We start from the raw sequence: 4,721 nt of genomic DNA, 5'->3' as shown, positions 1-4,721 counted from the left end.
CAAATAATATGTATTAAAATTTCTCCCAATGTCAAGTGTTTTTTCGATCATCTTTTATCTTTTTTCGCCCCGCAGGATTCCCGCACGACCAGATGCGATTTCAAAGTTATTTGCCGAGGCGTATTCCGACCCTCGAGTTGCTCCAGCATCAGATCCATTGCCGCCCGAGCAACCGCCTCGTAAGGCGTTACCAGTGTGGTCAGTGAAGGCGTCACATAAGCCGCCACGTCAATATCCCCACTACTCACCACCGCTACGTCTGCGGGTATGCGAATACCCGATTCCTGTAGCCCTTTACAAACGCCTATCGCCGTATAATCGTCCCGGCATATAAGAGCCGTGAACCGACCGCCGAGTTCTTTGCCCTGGCGATATCCCGATTCTGCAAAAATATCGCTAACAGGTATGCGTTTGGGCGTCAGGCCGTGCTGTTGCATCGCCAGCAAATATCCTTTACCCTTAGCCGAAACCGGGCTGGACTCACTCCAATCCTCTCCGATAAACCCGATCTGCTCGTGCCCCAACTTGATCAAATGCTCTGTGGCCTCGAAATAATCCGCCACATAGTCCAGTATGACTCCGCTCAGGTTTTCAGCTGGATAGTGCAATGTCACCACTGGCACCCGTCCCTTTACAGCATCCAAAATACGGTCTGACTCTCCTTCGTCCCCTCGCGTATGAATTAAAAGTCCATCTATGCCCCAGGAAACCAACTGCTTGATCTGCGCAGTCTCGTCATCTCTTGAAATCTGAGAGACCCGGTTAGAAGCCACTCCCATCATGATCTGATAATCATGCTCGACAGCAGTCCCCAGTATCTGATCAATCTGGTTTCCAAATGTCTCCTGGAAAATCTGATAGGTCAGCAGGCCCAGTGTACCCGTCTTCCCCATCACAATCCCCCGCGCCATCAAATTGGGGCTGTAATCCATCTCGGCGGCTGTTTGTCGCACCAGTTCTCGGGTACTCTCCTTCACCAATACCGAAGCGTGTGGAGACAGCGCACGTGAGACTGTTGAATAAGAAATTCCCAACTTCCTCGCAATATCTTTAATCGTAGCTTGTTTTTTTTTCATTGACTTATCTCTCACCAATTAAGCGACTTTGATTTGGCTCAGACTAAAAAAAGAGCGATATATCGTCCCGAGACAATATATCGCCCATAATAAAAAATAACAAGTCCTATTTTTTTCTAATCGCTCCGCTTGACAACGCCCTCCAACCCCCTTAACTTTTGACATCTACTCCACTGTATTCTTTACGGATATCCTCATGCCTACCCGTCTGTACGTCACCTTTGTCTTCCTGCTGGGGGTTGTTGCCTCTGCCAACGCGCAAGGCGATCCCGCCGAGATCCCCGCACGCTACGATCTGGCCCGCATGTCGCTGGAAGACGGCGAGGTCTATTATGCCGAGCAGCAATTCCTCAAAATCCTCAAAATTGACCCCAAACATGCGCCCACACATTTAATTTTGGGCCGCCTCTATCACCATCAAAAACGCAACGCCAATGCTTATCGCCACTTCAAAACCTATCTCGATCTCTCTCCTGAAGCACCCGACAAAGCCACAGTTCGCACCTTGCTCAATACCCTCGCCGAAAGCCTGAACGCATCCGGCAAGGGGTGGGTGGTCATCGACCCGTCAACGCCCTGGCGGCCATCTGTCCCACCCCAACCCGATGAACTCGGTTTTATATCCATCCAGGGTGGCACCTTCCTTATGGGTGGCACTTTTGAAAACGAAAAACCCATCCGCCTGGTCACAGTGTCCGATTTCGAACTCTTAGACCACGAAGTCACCAACACCGAATACTTTGCCTTCACAAAAGCCACAGGCCATCCCTCGCCCGAACACTGGCGCGAAGACTGGTTCTGGATGTCTGAGTTCGGCACCCACCCCGTTGTCAATATCACCTATTACGACGCCGAAGCCTATTGCCACTATCTGGACGCGCGCTTACCCACCGAAGCAGAATGGGAATACGCCTGCCGCGCAGGTCGTACCCAGGCCAAATATCCCTGGGGCGACGACCCGCCCGACGAACAAAAAGCCAATTACGGACGCATCTTCAAAACGCCTTACCCCACGCGAGCCGTCAAATCCCACTCCCCCAATGCCTATGGTCTCTACGACATGGCGGGAAATGTGTGGGAGTGGTGTGCCGATTGGTACGATCCAAACTATTACAAAAACGCCCCTACTGATAACCCCAAAGGGCCGGACAAGGGCTTCGATTACCAACACACGCGCAGGGGTGGGCAATGGCAATCTTCCCCCCATTCTCTGCGTTGTGCCCGCCGCTATGGTGGCGAACCCTCGGCTCAGGACAACGGCAGCATGGCCTACTTTGGCTTTCGCTGCGCCCGGTAGTAAAAAACGCGAATCGACGGAACGGGGTACAACTGCGCCAGCAGTTCATTAACGAATGGCGTTCGCACTAACTTTGGTGGTTGGGCAAGCTGAGTGGTTAGGAACTTGAGACTGGGTGGACCCTTCACACTTCACACTTTATACTTCACACTTCATTATGACAATCCGCCTCACATTTCTCTGCGCCCTCCTGGTCGCCCTTCCGATAGCTATATATAGTGGCGACATCCCCCGCGTGCCATTGGGCCATGACGAAATCCGCTATCTCAACAGCATTCCCAAAAACAATCCCATCACCCAAACTAAAATAGCCCTGGGCAAACTCCTCTTTTTTGACAAGCGGCTCTCCAGAGACGGCAGCATAGCCTGTGGCTCTTGCCACCAGCCCCACCGTGCCTTTACCGATGGCCGCGTCTTGCCCACAGGTATTGACGGTCAGACTCCCACACGCAATGTGCCCACCCTGATCAACCGGGCCTACGGCACGATTTATTTCTACGATGGCAGGGCTGCTTCCCTCGAAGAACAGGCCCTTATCCCCATCCAGAGCCCCTCAGAAATGGGCAACACCCTTGAGCATGTCGTCGCCACTTTATCAGCCATCTCTGGTTACCGTACCCACTTCAAAGCCGCATTTGGGGACAGCACCATCACGCCCGACCACATCGCCAAAGCCTTAGCCGCTTTCGAACGCACGCTGATCTCCGGCGAATCGCCCTACGATTTGTTCGAATACGGCGGCCCCAAAGGTGCCATGTCCGCATCCGCTATCCGAGGCCTGCGCCTCTTTCGCACCAAAGCGCGCTGCACACTCTGCCACATGGGATTCAACTATACCGACGAAGACTTCCACAACATCGGCACGAGTTGGGATCGCGCCGATCTTTCCGCTTACGAAAAAACCGGCAACTTAAAAGACATTAAAGGCATAGACCCCGGGCGCTATACACAAACCAAAAAACCAGAACACTTTGGCGCAATGAAAACACCCACCCTGCGCGAAATTGCACGCACAGCCCCTTATATGCACGACGGCAGCATCAAAACCCTGCAAGAAATCATCGAATTTTACGACAAAGGCGGTACACCCAATCCCTTCCTCGACGAATTGATCACTCCCCTTAACCTCACCGATGCCGAAAAACAGGATCTAATCGCCTTTCTCAAAGCACTCAACGGCATCAACTGGCTCCACATTGAGCCGCCATTTCGATTTCCCAAATAAATGTAAAAAGGCGACCGAATAAAAGTTCGGTCGCCTTTTTGCCTGACTCAATACTGAGGTTCAATATTTCTATCATTTTTCGCTTTGGTTAGCGCCACACGATTCCCGCACAACCAAACGCGATCTTAAAATTACTTGCCGAGGTTCAGCCTGCGCCTCGAGTTGTTCCAGCATCAGATCCATAACAGCCTGGGCAATCGCCTCGTACGGGGTTGCCAACGTCGTCAGCGCCGGCGTCAGATAAGCCGCAACTTCTATATCTCCATTACCCACCACAGCCACATCATCGGGTATGCGAATACCCGATTCCCACAGCCCTCGACAGACGCCTATGGCCGTATAATCGTCCCGGCATACAAGAGCCGTAAACTGGTCGCCGAGCTCTTTGCTCTCGCGATATCCTCCTTCTGTCCGGATATTCCTGGAGGACAAGAACTGGTGCGTCAGACCGTAGTTTCGCATTGCCAGCAAATATCCCTTGGCCTTGGCCGAAATCAGGTTGGTCTCATTCCCGTCCGGCCCAATAAATCCGATCCGCTCGTGACCCAACTCGATCAAATGCTCTGTAGCCCCATAAAAGTCCGATACAAAGTCCAACACGATCCCGCTCAGGTTTGGAGTCGGATAGAAAAATGTCACCACGGGCACTCGTCCCCTCACGGCATTCAAAATGCGCACTGATTCCTCTTCGTCGCCCCACGTATGAATTAAAAGTCCATCTACGCCTCGGGCAATCAACTGTTGGATCTGCAGGATCTGATCTTCCAGTGAGTTCAGAGAAATCCGATTAGAGGCCACTTTCAGCAGTAACTGATAATTCTGCTTATTAGCTTCCCTCAGGAGGTGATCGATCATAATCCCAAACGTCTTCAGGGAAATCTGGTAGGTCAGCACCCCCAGTGTACCCATCTTCTCCATTACAATCTCCTACAATCTCCCCGCCGTCAAATTGGGCTATAGTCCATCGCGAACGATTTTTGTAGCGATTCCAGTACAGTTTTTTTACTCCACTGTTCTATCCTTCTAAATATAATATGCTACTTGCGCGATACTTCCCCCTGAATTATATTTTATCAGCACAATGTAATTTATGTTGTGCATTTAGGTCGAACGGGGTTTGTCT

Annotated in this window: 4 protein-coding genes; 2 read left to right on the top strand and 2 right to left on the bottom strand. The window is 51.5% G+C overall.

Features of this window, described 5'->3' with window-relative positions:
• Positions 1–47: 47 nt before the first annotated feature.
• Positions 48–1,076, bottom strand: a complete 1,029-nt coding sequence (locus tag F4Y39_08500) for a LacI family transcriptional regulator (protein MYC13752.1) — start codon at positions 1,074–1,076, stop codon at positions 48–50.
• A 196-nt stretch (positions 1,077–1,272) separates the two neighbouring features.
• Here F4Y39_08500 and F4Y39_08495 point away from each other — a divergent pair, with 196 nt between their 5' ends.
• Positions 1,273–2,373, top strand: coding sequence for an SUMF1/EgtB/PvdO family nonheme iron enzyme (locus tag F4Y39_08495; protein MYC13751.1), 1,101 nt, complete (start codon positions 1,273–1,275; stop codon positions 2,371–2,373).
• A 157-nt stretch (positions 2,374–2,530) separates the two neighbouring features.
• Positions 2,531–3,598, top strand: a complete 1,068-nt coding sequence (locus F4Y39_08490) for a c-type cytochrome (protein ID MYC13750.1) — start codon at positions 2,531–2,533, stop codon at positions 3,596–3,598.
• Between the two features lie 72 nt (positions 3,599–3,670).
• On the opposite strand, the gene F4Y39_08485 is transcribed toward F4Y39_08490, so the two are convergent.
• Positions 3,671–4,516: a LacI family transcriptional regulator gene (locus tag F4Y39_08485; protein ID MYC13749.1), complete on the bottom strand. Its 846-nt coding sequence runs from the start codon at positions 4,514–4,516 to the stop codon at positions 3,671–3,673.
• Positions 4,517–4,721: the final 205 nt, after the last annotated feature.

The sequence above is a fragment of the Gemmatimonadota bacterium genome, from assembly GCA_009838845.1.
Classification (GTDB): domain Bacteria; phylum Latescibacterota; class UBA2968; order UBA2968; family UBA2968; genus VXRD01.
The sequence above is the reverse complement of the archived record's forward strand: the minus strand, read 5'-3'. Positions and strand labels throughout refer to the sequence as shown.